Source organism: Pseudomonas putida (assembly GCF_001636055.1).
Taxonomy (GTDB): Bacteria; Pseudomonadota; Gammaproteobacteria; order Pseudomonadales; family Pseudomonadaceae; genus Aquipseudomonas; species Aquipseudomonas machongensis.
This window is the reverse complement of the sequence record NZ_CP011789.1, coordinates 2,319,775-2,337,443: the sequence shown is the minus strand read 5'-3', so window position 1 is coordinate 2,337,443 and position 17,669 is coordinate 2,319,775. Positions and strand designations below refer to the sequence as shown.

10 protein-coding genes and 1 other RNA gene are annotated in these 17,669 nt (G+C 63.8%); 5 read left to right on the top strand and 6 right to left on the bottom strand.

What is annotated here, in order from left to right; genetic code table 11:
* Nucleotides 1–393 precede the first annotated feature (393 nt).
* The 5 genes from ffs to AB688_RS10610 form a co-directional block, all read right to left on the bottom strand.
* An RNA gene (ffs, locus tag AB688_RS10630) (signal recognition particle sRNA small type) lies at nt 394–490 on the bottom strand.
* Nucleotides 491–729: 239 nt separating this feature from the next.
* Complete coding sequence (gene ligA, locus AB688_RS10625; RefSeq protein WP_063543935.1) at nt 730–3,060, bottom strand: NAD-dependent DNA ligase LigA; 2,331 nt, start codon at nt 3,058–3,060, stop codon at nt 730–732.
* 247 nt (nt 3,061–3,307) lie between these two features.
* Nucleotides 3,308–4,192: a cell division protein ZipA gene (gene zipA, locus AB688_RS10620; protein WP_054893632.1), complete on the bottom strand. Its 885-nt coding sequence runs from the start codon at nt 4,190–4,192 to the stop codon at nt 3,308–3,310.
* A gap of 204 nt (nt 4,193–4,396) precedes the next feature.
* Nucleotides 4,397–7,885, bottom strand: coding sequence for a chromosome segregation protein SMC (gene smc, locus AB688_RS10615; RefSeq protein ID WP_063543933.1), 3,489 nt, complete (start codon nt 7,883–7,885; stop codon nt 4,397–4,399).
* A 3-nt stretch (nt 7,886–7,888) separates the two neighbouring features.
* The gene (locus AB688_RS10610) at nt 7,889–8,548 is read right to left on the bottom strand and encodes a GntR family transcriptional regulator (RefSeq protein WP_063543931.1); all 660 of its coding nucleotides are present in this window, start codon (nt 8,546–8,548) and stop codon (nt 7,889–7,891) included.
* A 269-nt stretch (nt 8,549–8,817) separates the two neighbouring features.
* Here AB688_RS10610 and xdhA point away from each other — a divergent pair, with 269 nt between their 5' ends.
* From xdhA to guaD, 4 genes are all read left to right on the top strand, one after another.
* Nucleotides 8,818–10,272, top strand: a complete 1,455-nt coding sequence (gene xdhA / locus AB688_RS10605; RefSeq protein ID WP_063543929.1) for a xanthine dehydrogenase small subunit — start codon at nt 8,818–8,820, stop codon at nt 10,270–10,272.
* A complete protein-coding gene (xdhB, locus tag AB688_RS10600; RefSeq protein ID WP_063543927.1) occupies nt 10,265–12,664 on the top strand; it encodes a xanthine dehydrogenase molybdopterin binding subunit in 2,400 nt (799 codons plus the stop codon). Before xdhA ends, xdhB begins: the two co-directional genes overlap by 8 nt.
* Nucleotides 12,665–12,781: 117 nt before the next feature.
* On the top strand, nt 12,782–13,627 hold the full coding sequence (xdhC, locus tag AB688_RS10595; protein WP_063543925.1) for a xanthine dehydrogenase accessory protein XdhC: 846 nt from the start codon (nt 12,782–12,784) through the stop codon (nt 13,625–13,627).
* Between the two features lie 10 nt (nt 13,628–13,637).
* On the top strand, nt 13,638–14,942 hold the full coding sequence (gene guaD, locus AB688_RS10590; protein WP_063543923.1) for a guanine deaminase: 1,305 nt from the start codon (nt 13,638–13,640) through the stop codon (nt 14,940–14,942).
* Between the two features lie 200 nt (nt 14,943–15,142).
* On the opposite strand, the gene AB688_RS10585 is transcribed toward guaD, so the two are convergent.
* The gene (locus AB688_RS10585; protein ID WP_063543921.1) at nt 15,143–15,898 is read right to left on the bottom strand and encodes a GntR family transcriptional regulator; all 756 of its coding nucleotides are present in this window, start codon (nt 15,896–15,898) and stop codon (nt 15,143–15,145) included.
* Nucleotides 15,899–16,365: 467 nt separating this feature from the next.
* Between AB688_RS10585 and AB688_RS10580 the strand changes: the two genes are divergently transcribed.
* Complete coding sequence (locus tag AB688_RS10580; protein ID WP_371105597.1) at nt 16,366–17,601, top strand: NCS2 family permease; 1,236 nt, start codon at nt 16,366–16,368, stop codon at nt 17,599–17,601.
* The last annotated feature ends 68 nt before the right edge of the window (nt 17,602–17,669 follow it).

Genomic DNA, 17,669 nt, shown 5'->3' with positions numbered 1-17,669 from the left:
TCTCGATCTTCCATTAAATTCCAGAGATTCTAGGTCCACTGAAGACCACGATGCAACCATAATATGGAGCCCCGTGCCCTTAGTTACCTATAGACGCAAGCAATATCGACGCAAGAGCGATTCGCTACTCGACCATTCGAATAGGGCTGCCTTGTAGACTTTGACAGCGAGGATCTTCAGCAGGACTTATATGAGGCTCAATCCGACACTGGAATTGATTGACATCCGCCTCTGCATCGAGGACGAGCATAAAAGTCTGCTTGGGGATGACCCGCTACAGCCGCTATGATGCCACTCATGGCGCACCACTTAGGTGTACCTTAACACTGTCACACTTCGAGATTTTTGAGAGAGAAATCCTTGAGAAATCAAGGACTTGCGTAATGGAGGCGGCCCCACCAGCCACACCCCGGCACTCGATGTTCCCGCTGTGGCTGCTCCCTTCCGGGCCTGACCAGGTTAACGGGTAATCAATGCGGGGGGACCGGTGGGGCCACCATAACGCAGCTCATCAGGTGACGAGCCGCGCCATTGTACCGTTACGGAGGGAAGTTACAACCTTTGATGGCAAAAAAACCATCATTTCTCAAGGACTTGTCCTTTTCGCCCGGAAGATTCTGGGTGTTTGCGCTGGCGCTTTCGCGGGCAAGCCCGCTCCTACAGGTACCATGACAGCTGCAGATTTACCTGTGGGAGCGGGCTTGCCCGCGAATAGGCCGGCACTGAACCTCAAACCGTAATGCCCTGCTCCTCAAGGAACGCCACGAAGGCCTCTTCGTCCAGCACCTTGACCCCCAGCTCACTGGCCTTGGCCAGCTTCGATCCCGCCCCCGGACCTGCCACCACGCAGTGGGTCTTGCCGGACACCGAACCCGCCACCTTGGCGCCGAGGCTTTCCAGCTTGTCCTTGGCGATGTCGCGACTCATGCGTTCCAGGGTGCCGGTCAGCACCCAGGTCTGACCGGCCAGGGGCAGGCCCTCGGTGGTTTTCTTCTCGCTGTGCCAGTGCATGCCGAACGCTTGGAGCTGGGCTTCGATGGCGCGGGCGAGTTGCTGGTTGGCCTCGACCTTGAAGAACTCGCGCACGGCATCGGCCTGCTTGGTATTCAGGGCCTGGCGCAGGTCGATACCGTCGGCGGCGATGATCTTGTCGAGGGTGCCGAGCTTGTCCACCAGCTTCTCGGCGCCGGTCGGGCCGACCGAGGGGATGTCGAGTTTGGCGATCATGCCGGCGAGGGTGGTGCTGGCGGCGAACTCCGCCGCCAGCTCGCCCTGGTCCTGTAACTGCATGCCGCTGTCGAGCAACTGCTGGATGACTTCGCGGTTGTGCGCATCCTCGAAGAAGTTATGGATCTCGTAGGCGACTTCAAGGCCGATGTCCGGCAGGTAGGTCAGCACCTGTGGCAGTGCCACCTGCACCCGTTCCAGGCTGCCCAGGGAGCGGGCCAGGACCTTGGCGGTCTCCTCGCCCACATCGGGGATGCCCAGGGCGAAGATGAAGCGCGCGAGCGGCGGGCGCTTGCTCGCCTCGATGGCTTCTAGCAGCTTGCGGCTGGAGACTTCGGCGAAGCCCTCCAGGTCGACGATCTGCTCGAACTGCAGCTTGTACAGGTCTGCCGGGGAACCGATCAGGCCTTCGTCGACCAATTGCTCGACGCTCTTCTCGCCAAGGCCGTCGATATCCATCGCCCGGCGCGACACATAGTGAATGATCGCCTGCTTGAGCTGGGCGCCACAGGCCAGGCGGCCGACGCAGCGATACACCGCCCCTTCGCTGGTGGTCTCCTTGCCCTTGCTGCGCTTGACCAACTGCGTGCGCTCGACCTGCGAGCCGCACACCGGGCAGGCGCTCGGCACCTCGACCGGGCGAGCGTCATCAGGGCGACGATCGAGCACCACCTGCATCACCTGCGGAATCACGTCACCGGCACGGCGGATGATCACCGTGTCACCGATGCGCAGGCCCAGGCGGGCGATCTCGTCCATGTTGTGCAGGGTGGCGTTGGACACGGTCACCCCGGCCACCTTGACCGGTTTGAGGCGAGCGACCGGCGTCACCGCGCCGGTACGGCCGACCTGGAACTCGACGTCCAGCACCTCGGTGAGCTCTTCCATGGCCGGGAACTTGTGGGCGATGGCCCAGCGCGGCTCACGCGCACGGAACCCAAGCTCGCGCTGGGCCGCCAGGCTGTTGACCTTGAACACCACGCCGTCGATCTCATAGGGCAGCGCGTTGCGGCGGGCGCCGATGTCCTGGTAATAGGCCAGGCATTGTTCGATACCGGCGGCGTGCTTGAGCTCAGGGCTGATCGGCATGCCCCAGACCTTGAGCTGCTCGAGGATGCCGATATGGCTGTCGCCGACGCTCGCTGAAGTCTGGCCGATGCCATAGCTGCAGAATTCCAGCGGGCGGCTGGCGGTGATCTTCGAGTCCAGTTGACGCAGGCTGCCAGCGGCAGCGTTGCGGGGGTTGGCGAAGGTCTTGCCGCCGATTTCGGCCTGAGCGGCATTGAGCCGCTCGAAGCCCGCCTTGCTCATGTACACCTCGCCACGCACTTCGAGCACTTCGGGCCAGCCGCTGCCATGCAGCTTCAACGGAACGTTGCGGATGGTGCGCACGTTGGTGCTGATGTCTTCGCCGGTCGTGCCGTCGCCACGGGTGGCGCCCTGCACCAGCTGGCCGTCGCGGTACAACAGGCTCACCGCCAGGCCATCGAGCTTGGGCTCGCAGCTGTAGTCCACCGCCTCGGCCTGGTCGAGCCCTTCGACCACGCGCCGCCCGAACTCACGCAGGTCAGCCTCTTCGAAGGCGTTGCCCAGGCTGAGCATGGGGATCTCGTGGCGCACCTGGGTGAAGGCCGCCAAGGCTGCACCGCCGACGCGCTGGGTGGGCGAGTCGGGGGTGACCAGGTGTGGGTTCTCGGCTTCCAGGGCCTTGAGTTCGTTGAACAGCCGGTCGTATTCGGCGTCGGGCACACTGGGCTCGTCCAGCACGTAGTAGCGATAGTTGTGCTGGTCGAGTTCGGCGCGCAGTTCGTGGATTCGGTTTTCGGCGTTCATCTTTCAGGTCTCTTGCAAAGCAAAAGAGCAGCCTGGGTGATGCCGGCACGGATCGGGATGCTGTTCAGCATGTACTGACCTCATCACCGGACAAGCCGGACGCCGCACCGCCGCTCCCACAGACAATCGTGTATCTGTGGGAGCGGCGGTGCGGCGTCCGGCTTGTCCGGCAATGGGGCCGGCACAGGCAACGACATCTGCCGAACCGACCAGCAATCCCCATGGGCTGCTCTTGAGTCTGGATCTATCAGCGCTTCTGGGTCAGCGCACGGCGCTCGAACTCGACGATACGCTGGCGGTAGTGCTCGATGGTCTGCGCGGTCAGTACGCTGCGCTGGTCATCCTTGAGCTCACCGTCGAGCTCGTGGGCCAGCTTGCGCGCGGCGGCAACCATCACGTCGAAGGCCTGCTTCGGATGACGCGGGCCGGGCAGGCCGAGGAAGAAGCTGACCGCACGGGTGCTGAAATGGTCGATGTCATCCAGGTCGAATATGCCTGGCTTGACCGCGTTGGCCATGGAGAACAGCACCTCGCCGTGACCGGCCATGCTTTCGTGGCGATGGAAGATGTCCATCTCGCCGAAACGCAGGCCGCTTTCCAGGATGTTCTGCAGCAACGCTGGGCCCTTGAAGCCACCTTCGTCACGGGAGATGACGCTGATCACCAGCACCTCTTCGACCGGAGGCAACTCTTTGGCGGCGTTGTTGCTCGTGGCGAAACCGCTGTTGCGGTTGTTGTCGGCACTGAAGTCGTCATCGCTGTCGGCGAACAGGTCCGGCTCGCGCGGTTCAGCGACCAGATTCAGGTCGCCCTGCTGCGACTCGGCAGCAGCACGCTTGCCACGCTTGGGCGCCTTGGCCGGCTTTGGCTCGCGCTCGCGTTCACGGGCCGGGGCGCTCATCGACGGCAGGTCGGTTTCGTCCAGCTCCGGCTCTTTATGCGTGTCCAGGACGCGCGCAGGGCCGAGCACCTCGGCACTGCCCTCGTCGTCCGGGAGGTTGGAATAGCTACGATCCAGACGGAACTTCAACTTGCCCTTGCCGCCGCGCATGCGGCGCCAGCCGTCGAAAAGAATACCGGCGATGACAATGATGCCGATGACGATCAGCCACTCGCGCAGACCGATTTCCATGTAATCCCGTGCCTCTATAAAAATATGCTTGAAAACAAAGGCTTCAAAGCCCTTTAACACGTGGCGCCAACTCTATGTTCTGACAGGCGTTTTACCCACGCAAAAAACGAGTGACATTAAGCTAGCACGACCAAAGACAACTTTACACCGTCTGTCGCACATGCAAGGCGCATTTGCCTACAGATATCGCCCAATCTTCACGCGTCAGGCGTCAACCATGGCCATGGCCTCCTCCACATCAACTGCAACAAGACGTGAACAACCGGGCTCATGCATGGTGACCCCCATCAATTGATCGGCCATTTCCATGGCAATCTTGTTATGCGTAATGTAGATGAACTGCACGGTCTCGCTCATTTCCTTCACCAACCGGGCGTAACGCCCGACGTTGGCATCGTCCAGCGGCGCATCGACTTCATCGAGCATGCAGAACGGTGCCGGATTCAGCTTGAAGATGGCGAACACCAACGCCAATGCGGTCAGTGCCTTCTCGCCGCCGGACAGCAAATGGATGGTGCTGTTCTTCTTGCCCGGCGGGCGCGCCATGATCGTCACCCCTGTATCGAGTAGATCTTCGCCCGTCAGTTCCAGATAAGCGCTGCCGCCACCGAAAACTTTTGGGAAAAGTGCCTGTAATCCGGCATTTATCTGATCAAAGGTATCCTTGAAACGGTTTCGGGTTTCCTTGTCGATCTTGCGGATGACGTTCTCGAGCGTCTCCAGCGCCTCGACCAGGTCAGCGTTCTGGGCATCGAGATAGCGCTTGCGCTCGGACTGCTGCTCGTACTCCTCGATTGCCGCCAGGTTGATCGCACCCAGGCGCTGGATCCGCGCTTCGGTCTGCTCCAACTCCTGCTCGGTACCCTGCTCGCTGGACTCGGGCTCGAGCGTGGCGAGCACACCCTGCAGGTCGTAACCGTCGGCGAGCAGTTGCTCTTGCAAGGTCTTGCGCCGCACATCCAGGCCCTGGGACTCAAGGCGTGATTGCTCCAGTTGCCCGCGCAACAACTGGGCCTGCTGTTCAGCCTGGGCACGGCGCTTTTCGACGTCGCGCAGTTCGCGATCGGCCTCGTCCATGTGCAGGCGCGCCTGGCGCATTTCCTCATCGACACTCATGCGCCGTTCGAGCAGCTCTTCGAGCTTCAGGCGCAACTCTTCCAGCGGCGCCTCGCCCTCTTCAAGATTGAGGCTCAACTGCTCCTGGCGCTCGCTCAGGCGTGCAGCCTGCTGCTCAAGACGTTCCAGGGCCTGGCGCGTGGAGTCGTGCTGGGCACGCAGGGAACCCAGGCGCACCGCCAACTGGTGGGCATGGTCCTTGTGCTGACGGGCCTCCTGGCGGACGCGATCGAGGGTTTCGCGCAGGGTGTCGCGACGGGCCATCAGTTGTTCACGCTGCTCGGTGTCCTGGGCCATGAGATCCAGGGCTTCCTGTAGCACCAGGCGTGCTTCGCCCAGTTGTTCATGCTCCAGGGCGCGTTGCTCCTGGAGTTCGGCCAGTTCTTCCTGCAAGCGGCGGCGGCGCAGCTCCAACTGTTCGGCACGAGCACGCCCGGCAGACAGGCTCGCCTTCAGCTCGCCAAGCTGCCGGTTTTCGTCCTGGCTGCGGCGGCGCAGTTGCTCGCGCTGTTCTTCCTGGTCGAGCTGTTGCTCGCGAAGGTCTTGCAGCTGCTGCGTGAGCTGTTCGAGCAACGCCTCGTGCTCCAGTTGCTCATGGCCGAGGCGCTCGATCTCCTGCCCTCGCGCCAACACGCCACCCTGGGACTCGCCACCGCGGCTGACCCGCAAGAAATGCCGGCCCACCCAGTAGCCATCGCGGCTGACCAGGCTGTGGCCCTCTTCAAGCGTGGCGCGCAGGGCCAAGGCCTGTTCCAGGGACTCGACCGGCTTGACCTGGCCGAGCCAGGGTGCCAGATCGATGCGTCCGTCGACCTTGTCCAGCAGGCTGCCGGGCAGGCGCGCACCCTCGCCGCTCGCCTGCAGCAGGCGCAGGTCGCCCTGCTCCAGGGCGGCAAAATCAAGTGCAGCAAAATCGTCCACCAGCACCGCCTGCAGGTCGGCACCCAGTACGGTCTCCACCGCCAGCTCCCAGCCGGGCTCCACACGCAGCCCTTCAGCCAGGCGCGGGCGGCTGCCCAAGCCCTGCCCCTGCAGCCATTCAGCCGCGCCACTGCCGGGTTCGAGGGCCGCTTGCTGCAGGGCCTCCAGTGACGCCAGACGCCCGCCCAGGCGCTGCAATTCACCCTGCTGTTGCTGCTGGGCCTGGGTCGCCTGCTGCAGTTGCTCGCGCACAGCCTCAAGCCGCTCGACCACCTGCTGCTCCTGCAATTGCAACGCTTCGAGCTGCAACTCGCTGCCAGCCACCTGCTCCGACAGTTCGAGCATGGCGGCGTCCTGGGGATCGGCGCCCAGTTGCTGGTTCTCTTCGCTCAGCTTGCGCTGGCGCTCGGCCAGACGTTCCAGGCTGCTCTCCAACTGCTGCAGGCGTGCCTGCTGGACCTCGGCCTGACGCCGTGGCTCGGCGGAGCGGGTATTGAAATCGTCCCACTGAGCCTGCCAGCCGTGCATGCCCAGCTCGGCCTCCTCGAGCGTCGCAGCGGACTCTTCGGCGGCGGCGAGGGTCATTTCCTGCTCGGGCTCGAGCATCGCGAGATCTTCGGCCAGGGTCGCCAGCAGGGTGCGGTCGTGGCCCAGGTGCGACTCGGTTTCCAGGCGCGTGCGCTCGGCTTCCTTGAGATCATCCTGCAACTGGCGCAGGCGCTGCTGGCCGTGCTGGATGCTCTGCTCGACCCGCGCGATATCGCCCGCAACGGAATAGAAGCGCCCCTGCACCTGGTTGAACCGCTCGGACAGCTCATGGTGCCCGTCGCGCAGGCGTTCGATGCTGGCATCGGCATTGCGCTGCTCGGCCACCAGTGCCTCGAAGGCCACTTCCTGGTCACCGATGATGCTTTCGCGCTGGCGCACGCGCTCATCCAGTGCACGCCAGCGCAGTGCCGACAAGCGCGCCTTGAGTTGGCGCTCCTGGGCCTTGTATTCGCGGTATTTCTCGGCGGCCTGGGCCTGGCGATGCAGGCGTTCGAGCTGGCGCTCCAGCTCTTCGCGCAGGTCGGTCAGGCGCGCCAGGTTCTCCTGGGTGCGGCGGATGCGGTTCTCGGTCTCGCGGCGACGCTCCTTGTACTTGGAGATGCCCGCCGCTTCCTCGATGAAGTTGCGCAGCTCCTCGGGCTTGGCCTCGATCAGCTTGGAGATCATGCCCTGCTCGATGATCGAGTAGCTGCGCGGGCCCAGGCCGGTGCCAAGGAAGATGTCAGTGATGTCGCGGCGGCGGCACTTGGTGCCGTTGAGGTAGTAGGTGTTCTGCGCGTCGCGGGTCACCTTGCGACGGATGGAGATCTCGGCATAGGCGGCGTATTCACCGACCAGGGTGCTGTCGCTGTTGTCGAACACCAGCTCGATGCTCGCCTGGCTCACCGGCTTGCGCCCGGAGGAGCCGTTGAAGATGACATCGGTCATCGACTCGCCACGCAGGTTCTTCGCCGAGCTTTCGCCCATCACCCAGCGTACGGCGTCGATGATGTTGGATTTGCCACAGCCGTTGGGCCCGACCACCGCCGCCATGTTGCTGGGGAAATTGACCGTGGTGGGGTCGACGAACGACTTGAACCCGGCCAGGCGAATGCACTTGAGGCGCATCGGTCAGGCCTGCGCCAGCGCAGCCAACACCAGCTCGCAGCTGCGTTGGCAATAGGCGATCAGTACCTCGCGGATACGCGGCAGGTCGCGCAGCAATACTGCCTCCAGCAGGCGGGCGAACAGGTCGACGTAGTCGTCCATGCTGGCCTGGCGTTGATCCAGCGCCAGGTAGTAGGCGCGGCTCATGGCCGGCTGCAGGTTCTCCACGGTCTCCTGCAGGTAAGGGTTGCGTGCGAAGGGGAAGGCGGCGCGCATGACGGCGAAACTTTCGGCGACGAACGCCTTGATGTCCAGGTTGTTGCGAGCTTGGTGCAGGCGCTGCTGGATCTCCAGGAACGGCAGCAGGTCGGTCTCGCTGCGCCACTGCTGGGCGACGGCGTTGCCCAGCAGGATGTACAGCTCGCCCATGAGGCTGCACAGGCTGCGCACACTGTGCTCGTCGAGCTCGGTGACGTGGGCTCCGCGACGCGGCAGGATCGCTACCAGATGACGACGTTCAAGAATCAGCAGCGCTTCGCGTACCGAGCCGCGGCTGACATTCAGGGCCTGGGTGACCTTCTGCTCCTGGATGCGCTCGCCGGGTGCAAGCTCGCCGCGAATGATCCGCTCGGCCAGGTAGTGGGCAATTTGCTCGGAGAGGCTGTCCGGCGCCTTGAACGTCATGATTTTCCTTCGGAATCGAAAACGGGGCACGAAAGGCGCGATTGTAGCGCACTCGCCGGGCTTGCGCGCAGCGGCGCGCGAGGCTTTGTGCGACCTGTCGGTCAGTTGCCATGTCCGGCGCGATCTATGCTTGTAAAGAGACAGGGTTGGGCGGCCAGAACCCGGCACGGGTAAAATCTTGACCTTTTGGTCAGAAAAATATTGACCTCAAGGTCAGCCCTTGCTTAGAGTCCGCCCAACAACAATAAAACCATTACGAGGCCTTCCCCGTGATCCAGTTTCTCGTCAACCAGGAGCTGCGCAACGAGCACGCCCTGGACCCGAACATGACGGTGCTGCAGTACCTGCGCGAGCACCTGGGCAAACCCGGCACCAAGGAAGGCTGCGCCAGCGGCGACTGCGGCGCCTGCACCGTGGTCGTGGGCGAACTGACCCCGGATGACCTGGGCCAGCCGACGCTGCGTTATCGCAGCCTCAACTCCTGCCTGACGTTCGTTTCCTCCTTGCACGGCAAGCAACTGATCAGTGTCGAGGGCCTCAAGCACCAGGGCGAGCTGCACAGCGTGCAGAAGGCCATGGCCGACTGCCACGGCTCGCAGTGCGGCTTCTGCACTCCAGGCTTCGTCATGTCGCTGTTCGCCCTGCAGAAGAACAGCAGCGGCCACGACCTGCACCAGGCCCAGGAAGCCCTGGCCGGCAACCTGTGCCGCTGCACCGGCTACCGGCCGATACTCGACGCCGCCGAGCAGAGTTGCGCACGCCCCTGCCAGGACCAGTTCGACGCCCAGCAGGCGCAGACCATCGCCCGTCTCCAGGCCATCGCCCCGCAGCAGACCGGCGAGCTCAACAGTGGTGACAAGCGCTGCCTGGTCCCGCTGACCGTCGCCGACCTGGCCGACCTGTACAGCTCGCACCCCGAGGCACGCCTGCTCGCAGGCGGCACCGACCTGGCACTGGAAGTCACCCAGTTCCACAAGACCCTGCCGGTGATGATCTATGTCGGCCATGTCGCCGAGCTCAAGCGCATCGACAAGACCAGCAGCCACCTGGAAATCGGCGCCGCCACCCCGCTCACCGACTGCTATGGCGCGCTGAACGAGGAATACCCCGACTTCGGCGCCCTGCTGCACCGCTTCGCTTCGCTGCAGATCCGCAACCAGGGCACCTTGGGCGGCAACATCGGCAACGCCTCGCCGATCGGCGACTCGCCACCCCTGCTGATCGCCCTCAACGCACACATCGTCCTGCGCCAGGGCGATCGCCAGCGCACGATGGCGCTGGAAGACTATTTCATCGACTACCGCATCACGGCCCGCCAGGACAGCGAGTTCATCGAGAAGATCCTGGTGCCACGCGCCAGCAACGACTGGACGTTCCGCGCCTACAAGGTGTCCAAGCGACTGGACGATGACATTTCTGCGGTATGCGCAGCGTTCAACCTGAACATCGAGAACGGCGTGGTCGCCGGCGTGCGCATCGCCTTCGGTGGCATGGCAGCGATTCCCAAGCGTGCCCGTGCCTGCGAGGCGGCACTGCTTGGCAAGCCCTGGAACCAGGCGAGCATCGAGCGCGCCTGCCAGGCACTGGCCGAAGACTTCAGCCCGCTGACGGATTTTCGCGCCAGCAAGGAATACCGCCTGCTGACCGCGCAGAACCTGCTGCGCAAATACTTCATCGAACAGCAATCGCCGTACATCGAGACCCGGGTGACCGCTTATGTCTAACCATCACGCCGTCAAGAGCCAGGCCGAGATGGCCGAACTGTTCAGCCAGGACCTGACCAGCGGGGTCGGTCGCAGCGTCAAGCACGACAGCGCCGACAAGCACGTGTCAGGTGAAGCGGTGTACATCGACGACCGCCTGGAATTCCCCAACCAGTTGCACGTCTATGCGCGCACCGCCGACCGTGCTCACGCGCGCATCCTGCGCATCGACACGACCCCCTGCTATCAGTTCGAAGGCGTGCGCATCGCCATCACTCACGAGGACATCCCTGGGCTCAAGGATATCGGCCCGGTCGTCGCAGGCGATCCGCTGCTGGCCATCGACAAGGTCGAGTTCTTCGGCCAGCCGGTGCTCGCCGTCGCCGCCCGCGACCTGGACACCGCTCGCCGCGCCGCCTTGGCGGCCATCGTCGAGTACGAGGACCTGGAACCGGTGCTCGATGTGGTCGAGGCCTTGCGCAAGAAACATTTCGTGCTCGACAGCCACACCCACCAGCGCGGCGACTCGGCCAAGGCCCTGGCCAGTGCCCCGCATCGCCTGCAAGGCACCCTGCACATCGGCGGCCAGGAGCACTTCTACCTCGAAACCCAGATTTCTTCGGTAATGCCTACCGAAGACGGTGGCATGATCGTCTACTGCTCGACGCAGAACCCCACCGAGGTGCAGAAGCTGGTCGCCGAAGTGCTCGACGTGCCGATGAACAAGGTGGTGCTGGACATGCGCCGCATGGGCGGCGGTTTTGGTGGCAAGGAAACCCAGGCCGCCAGCCCCGCTTGCCTGTGCGCGGTGATCGCGCGCCTCACCGGGCAGCCGACCAAGATGCGCCTGCCGCGGGTCGAGGACATGACCATGACCGGCAAGCGTCACCCGTTCTACGTCGAATATGACGTCGGCTTCGATGATGAAGGCCGCCTGCACGGCATCGAATTCGACCTGGCCGGCAACTGCGGTTATTCGCCGGACCTGTCCGGCTCGATCGTCGACCGCGCCATGTTCCACTCCGACAACGCCTACTACCTGGGCGATGCTACGGTGAACGGCCACCGCTGCAAGACCAACACCGCGTCGAACACCGCCTACCGCGGCTTCGGCGGCCCGCAGGGGATGGTCGCCATCGAGCAGGTGATGGACCACATCGCCCGCCACCTGGCGCTCGACCCACTGGCGGTGCGCAAGGCCAACTACTACGGCAAGACCGAACGCAACGTCACCCACTACTACCAGACCGTCGAGCACAACCTGCTCGAAGAAATGACCGCCGACCTGGAAGCCAGCAGCGACTATGCCGAGCGGCGCAAGTCGATCCGCCAGTTCAACGAACACAGCCCGGTGCTGAAGAAGGGCCTGGCTCTGACCCCGGTGAAGTTCGGTATCTCGTTCACGGCCACCTTCCTCAACCAGGCGGGCGCCTTGATCCACATCTATACCGACGGCAGCATCCACCTCAACCACGGCGGCACCGAGATGGGCCAGGGCTTGAATACCAAGGTCGCCCAGGTGGTGGCGCAGGTGTTCCAGGTCGATTTCAACCGCATCCAGATCACTGCCACCAACACCGACAAGGTGCCCAACACCTCGCCAACGGCGGCGTCCAGCGGCGCCGACCTGAACGGCAAGGCGGCGCAGAACGCGGCCGAGATCCTCAAGAAACGTCTGACCGAGTTCGCCGCACGGCACTACCAGGTCACCGAGGAAGATGTCGAGTTCCGCAACGGCCATGTACGCGTGCGCGACCAGTTGCTGAGCTTCGAGCAACTGGTGCAACAGGCCTACTTCGCGCAGGTGTCGCTGTCGAGCACGGGCTTCTACCGCACGCCGAAGATCTTCTACGACCGCAGCCAGGCGCGCGGCCGGCCGTTCTACTACTTCGCCTTTGGCGCCGCCTGCGTCGAAGTGATCGTCGACACCCTGACCGGCGAGTACAAGATGCTGCGCGCCGACATCCTGCACGACGTCGGCGACTCGCTGAACCCGGCGATCGACATCGGTCAGGTCGAGGGTGGCTTCATCCAGGGCATGGGCTGGCTGACCACAGAGGAGCTGGTGTGGAATGCCAAGGGCAAGCTGATGACCAACGGCCCGGCGAGCTACAAGATCCCGGCGGTGGCCGACATGCCCCTGGACCTGCGCGTGAAGCTGGTGGAAAACCGCAAGAACCCCGAGGACACGGTGTTCCATTCCAAGGCCGTGGGCGAGCCGCCGTTCATGCTCGGTATCGCGGCCTGGTGCGCGATCAAGGATGCGGTGGCGAGCCTCGCCGACTATCGCGTGCAGCCGCACATCGACGCCCCGGCGACACCCGAGCGGGTGCTGTGGGGGTGCGAGCAGATGCGCAAGGCGGTGGCGCAACAGCAGCCGACCGAACAAGAACTGGAAACCGTCACCCACTGACAGCGAGGGATTCCCTGGGAGCGGGCTTGCCCGCGAATGTGAAGATGGCCTTACCGTCCTCTTCGCGGGCAAGCCCGCTCCTACAGGGCCCTCAGCATGGTTTAGAGAGGCTACATCATGCACCAATGGATCAATGCCCTCGCCGACCACCAGTCCCGCGGCGAACCCTGCATCCTGGTGACCATCATCGAGGAGCGCGGCTCGACGCCACGCAACGCTGGCTCGAAGATGGTGGTCAGTGCCAGCAACCTGTTCGACACCATCGGTGGCGGGCACCTGGAGTTCAAGGCCCTGCACATCGCCCGGCAGATGCTTGCCGAGCAGCGCAGCACACCGCATCTGGAGCGCTTCAGCCTGGGCGCGAGCCTGGGCCAGTGCTGTGGCGGCGTCACGGTGCTGTTGTTCGAACCCATGGCGCCGGTGCAGGCGCAGATCGCGGTGTTCGGCGCGGGCCATGTCGGCCGGGCTCTGGTACCCTTGCTCGCCGCATTGCCCTGCCGGGTGCGCTGGATTGATTCGCGCGAGCAGGAGTTCCCGGCGCTTATCCCCCACGGGGTGACCAAGGTGGTCAGCGAGGAGCCGGTCGACGAAGTGGCCGAACTGCCGCCGGGCAGCTACTGCATCGTCATGACCCACAATCACCAGCTCGACCTGGAACTGACCGCCGCCATCCTCAAGCGCAACGACTTCACCTGGTTCGGCCTGATCGGCTCGAAGACCAAACGGGTCAAGTTCGAACACCGCCTGCGCGAGCGCGGCTACGACGATGCCGTGCTGGCACGCATGCGCTGCCCCATGGGCCTGCCGGAGGTCAAGGGCAAGCTGCCCATCGAGATCGCGGTGTCCATCGCCGGCGAAATCATCGCCACCTACAACGCCTGCTTCGGCCAGCATGACGCTGGCGCCAATGCAGGCCCCATTGCCCAGTTGCTGCCGCCCTCCCGGCGCAGCCAAGCCATTTGACGAGCGCTTTATGACTGCAACCCGCAAAGCCTACCGAGCCGCCATCCTGCACAGCATCGCCGACCCTGCCGAGGTCGGCCTGGAGGCCTCCCACGAATACTACGAAGACGGCCTGCTGGTGGTCGACGAAGGCCGCATCAGCGCCCTGGGGCACGCCACCGACCTGCTGCCGACCCTCGACGCCGATATCGAAGTGGTGCACTACCAGGACGCCCTGATCACCCCGGGCTTCATCGACACCCATATCCATTTCCCGCAGACCGGCATGATCGGCTCCTACGGCGAGCAACTGCTGGACTGGCTGAACACCTACACCTTCCCTTGCGAAAAGCAGTTCGCCGACAAGGCCCCTGCCGACAAGGTGGCGAAAATCTTCCTGCAGGAACTGCTGCGCAACGGCACCACCACCGCGCTGGTGTTCGGCAGCGTGCACCCGGAGTCGGTCAACGCCCTGTTCGAGGAGGCCGAGCGCCTGGACCTGCGCCTGATCGCCGGCAAGGTGATGATGGACCGCAATGCCCCCGACTACCTGACCGACACCGCCGAGTCGAGCTACAGCGAGAGCAAGGCGCTGATCCAGCGCTGGCATGGCAAGGCTCGCCTGCACTATGCGGTGACGCCGCGCTTCGCACCCACCAGCACGCCTGAACAACTGGCCATGGCCGGGCAACTGCTCAAGGAGCATCCGGGCGTGTACCTGCACACCCACCTGTCGGAGAACCTCAAGGAGATCGACTGGGTCAAGGAACTGTTCCCCGAGCGCAAGGGCTACCTGGACGTCTACGACCACTTCGAACTGCTGGGCGAGCGCTCGGTGTTCGCCCACGGCGTGCACCTGTGCGACGAGGAATGCCAGCGCCTGGCCGAGACCGGCTCGGCCGTGGCCTTCTGTCCGACGTCCAACCTGTTCCTGGGCAGTGGCCTGTTCAACCTGCCCCAGGCCGAGCGTTTCAAGGTCAATGTCGGGCTGGGCACCGATGTGGGCGCTGGAACCAGCTTCTCGCTGCTCAACACGCTGAACGAGGCGTACAAGGTGATGCAACTGCAGGGTGCGCGCCTGCACCCTTACAAGTCGCTGTACCTGGCGACCCTCGGCGGCGCCCGGGCCCTGCGTCTGGACGACCGCATCGGCAGCCTGCGCGCCGGCAACGATGCCGATTTCGTGGTTCTCGACTACAAGGCCACGCCGCTGCTGGACTACCGCATCCAGCAATCCAACAGCATCGAGGAGACCTTGTTCGTGCTGACCACCCTGGGCGATGACCGTACCGTGCGCGAGACCTTCGCCGCGGGGCGCTCGGTACATCGGCGCTGATGCACAAAGGGCCGCTGCGCGGCCCATCGCGGGACGAGCCCGCTCCTACAGAGAAAGCACCGGGCCCGAGGGGTGTGCTGTACCTGAACTGCCGCAAAGGTTGGATTCATGTCCAACTTGGCAGCAGTCCAACCTGTGGGAGCGGGCTGGTCCTGCGATGGGCTGCACAGCAGCCCTCGGTCATTCATTCAGGCAAACGATCAACCCTTGGCGGCAGCCTTGGGTTTTTTCAGCAGGTGCGAGAACACCGCATGCAGGTCGTCGGACGCGCTGTCTTCGTCAAGGTTGAGCTTGCTGTCGATATGATCCATGTGATGCATCATCAGGCTCACCGCCTGCTCGGCATCGCGCGCCTCGATGGCATCGATCAGCTGCATGTGTTCATCGTACGAGCAATGCGAGCGGTTGCCGCTTTCGTACTGGGCGATGATCAACGACGTTTGCGACACCAGGCTGCGCTGGAAGCTGACCAGCGGTGCATTGCCGGCCGCCTCGGCCAGCTTGAGGTGGAACTCGCCGGAAAGACGGATGCCGGCGCCACGATCGCCACGCGAGAAGCTGTCGCGCTCATCGCGGACCATCTGGCGCAGTTCGTTGAGTTGCTCGCCGGAGGCGTGCTGCACCGCAAGCTCGGTGATGGCGCGCTCGACCATGCGCCGGGAGAAGAACACCTGGCGCGCCTCCTCCACCGTGGGGCTGGCCACGACCGCACCACGGTTGGGTCGCAACAACACCACGCTTTCATGGGCCAGACGCGACAAGGCGCGGCGAATGATGGTGCGGCTGACGCCGAAGATTTCGCCCAGCGCTTCCTCGCTCAACTTGGTGCCCGGCGCCAGGCGCTGTTCGAGAATGGCCTCGAAAATGTGCGCATAGACGATGTCGTCCTGGGTACCGCTGCGGCCGGCCTTGGCTGTGCGCGCAGGTTTCTTCAGAGGTTGCAGCTGTTCGTTCATGGGCACTCGAGCACAAGGGATCGGCCAGTGGAACCTCGACTGTAATACCTGTCAGAGGGTGGCTGGCAAGTCCTGGGGTGAAAAAAGGGATCAAGGTATCTGCGCATTGTACACAGGCTGAGCCGTTTCTGCAGGTGGCCAATACCCATATAGCTGCGTGAGCACAGATTGTGCGAACAAAAGATAAAACATTATTTGCATTCTTTGTACACAAAAGCATAATCCACCGAGCAACTTCCTGACCCAAAAGTCAACAAAGCCGTCAGGCGTCTGCCACCCCCTCGCGGAGCCGCCAAGTGCATGCGCAGGACCAAGGCTCCAGAACAACAAGAAAGACTTGAGGAGTACTCGCTGTGGAAAGCCGCAAATCCGAAGCCCCAACGCTGGATCTCGCTGCGTCGCCCCGACCGGGATGGCTGGAGCGGATCTTCAAACTCCGGCACCACGGCACGACCGTCAGGACCGAAATGATCGCCGGGATGACCACTTTCATCACCATGGCCTACATCATCTTCGTCAACCCCAACATCATGGCCGACGCCGGTATCGATCACGGTGCCGCCTTCGTCGCCACCTGCATCGCCGCCGCCCTGGGCTGCCTGCTGATGGGCCTGTACGCCAACTGGCCGGTGGGCCTGGCACCGGGCATGGGGCTCAACGCCTTCTTCACCTACACCGTGGTCGGCACCATGGGCTACACCTGGGAGGCCGCGCTGGGCGCCGTGTTCGTCTCGGGCGTGCTGTTCATGCTGCTGACCCTGTCGCGGGTGCGCGAGTGGCTGCTCAACAGCATTCCGGTGAGCCTGCGCCATGCCATGGGTGCCGGGGTCGGGCTGTTCCTCGGGCTGATCGGCCTGAAGACCGCCGGCATCATCGTCGACAGCCCGGCGACGCTGATCAAGCTCGGTTCGCTGCATGAGCCCGGACCGCTGCTGGCGGCCGTGTGTTTCCTGATGATCGCGGTGCTGAGCTACCACCGGGTGTTCGGCGCCATTCTCATCAGCATCATCGCCGTGACCCTGGCCGGCTGGGGCCTGGGCCTGGTGCAGTATGGCGGGGTGTTCTCGCTGCCACCGAGCCTGGCACCGACCTGGATGGCCATGGACGTGGCCGGGGTATTCAACGTCAGCATGATCAGCGTGGTGCTGGCCTTCCTGTTCGTGCACATGTTCGACACCGCCGGCACCTTGATGGGCGTGGCGCAGCGGGCGAACCTGGTGGCCCCGGACGGTCGGATCGAGAACCTGTCGCGTGCCCTTAAAGCCGACAGTGCCTCCAGCGTGTTCGGCGCCGCAGTAGGTGTACCGCCGGTGACCAGCTACGTGGAAAGTGCCGCCGGGGTCGCCGCGGGCGGGCGCACCGGCCTGACGGCGGTGGTGGTCGGCCTGCTGTTCGTTGCGGCGATGTTCTTCGCCCCGCTGGCCGGGATGATCCCCGCCTATGCCACGGCCGGCGCGCTGATTTACGTGGCGATGCTGATGATGGGCAGCATGGCGCACATCAACTGGGACGAGGCGACCGACAGCATCCCGGCGATCGTCACCGCGATCATGATGCCGTTGACCTTTTCGGTGGCCGACGGCATCGCCCTGGGCTTCATCAGCTACGTCGTGCTCAAGGCCGGGACCGGCAAGTACAAGGAAATTTCCGCAAGCCTGTGGGTGCTGTGCGTGATCTTCATCGCCAAGTTCGTGTTCCTCTGAAACGTCGCCGGGCCCGCAACGGGCCCGGCCCACCCCAGCCGTCAGGAATTTTTCGGAAACCCAATTGG

Excerpts from the sequence above, each read along its gene's own strand:
- xdhC (WP_063543925.1), top strand. The coding sequence starts at position 12,782 with ATGCACCAATGGATCAATGCCCTCGCCGACCACCAGTCCCGCGGCGAA.
- guaD (WP_063543923.1), top strand. The coding sequence starts at position 13,638 with ATGACTGCAACCCGCAAAGCCTACCGAGCCGCCATCCTGCACAGCATC.
- smc (WP_063543933.1), bottom strand. The coding sequence starts at position 7,885 with ATGCGCCTCAAGTGCATTCGCCTGGCCGGGTTCAAGTCGTTCGTCGAC.
- AB688_RS10585 (WP_063543921.1), bottom strand. The coding sequence starts at position 15,898 with ATGAACGAACAGCTGCAACCTCTGAAGAAACCTGCGCGCACAGCCAAG.
- AB688_RS10580 (WP_371105597.1), top strand. The coding sequence starts at position 16,366 with ATGATCGCCGGGATGACCACTTTCATCACCATGGCCTACATCATCTTC.
- zipA (WP_054893632.1), bottom strand. The coding sequence starts at position 4,192 with ATGGAAATCGGTCTGCGCGAGTGGCTGATCGTCATCGGCATCATTGTC.
- ligA (WP_063543935.1), bottom strand. The coding sequence starts at position 3,060 with ATGAACGCCGAAAACCGAATCCACGAACTGCGCGCCGAACTCGACCAG.
- AB688_RS10610 (WP_063543931.1), bottom strand. The coding sequence starts at position 8,548 with ATGACGTTCAAGGCGCCGGACAGCCTCTCCGAGCAAATTGCCCACTAC.
- xdhB (WP_063543927.1), top strand. The coding sequence starts at position 10,265 with ATGTCTAACCATCACGCCGTCAAGAGCCAGGCCGAGATGGCCGAACTG.